1 protein-coding gene is annotated in these 403 nt (G+C 44.9%); it reads right to left on the bottom strand.

What is annotated here, in order from left to right; genetic code table 11:
* Positions 1–403 (bottom strand): protein rep (locus KP705_RS18565; protein WP_215765373.1); only part of this gene is annotated, 403 nt, incomplete at both ends.

Genomic DNA, 403 nt, shown 5'->3' with positions numbered 1-403 from the left:
ATCAGTCGCGTATTGAGTGTCTCATTATAGAACCACTCAAGATGGCCATCCTCCATCGTCTCAATATCGTTCGGCTTAGTCACATATTTTGTGACCTCATCAACAGACTCAAGAGTTCCCGCATCCTTAACAATGCACGACATCCTCTCACGAACATCAGCAAGAAAATCCTGCCAGCCGTTCCCCTTCAAATACGGCAGATCAAAGAGGATATTCATATGCATGTTAAGGGTTTCATGATCCTCATTATGAGTGAACTCAGTCCCCCTGAAATACAGATTTGAACCATATTTTTGATTGAGCCAACGGAAGCAATCAGAGAGCTTGCGTGTCCATTTCCTATGCTCCGCCTTGAGGTCATCATATATGCGGACGTTCTCACCGCAGGTGATAACCATGTACC

The sequence above is a fragment of the Gluconobacter sp. P1D12_c genome (assembly GCF_018812105.1).
GTDB lineage: Bacteria > Pseudomonadota > Alphaproteobacteria > Acetobacterales > Acetobacteraceae > Gluconobacter > Gluconobacter oxydans_A.
The sequence above is the reverse complement of the archived record's forward strand: the minus strand, read 5'-3'. Positions and strand labels throughout refer to the sequence as shown.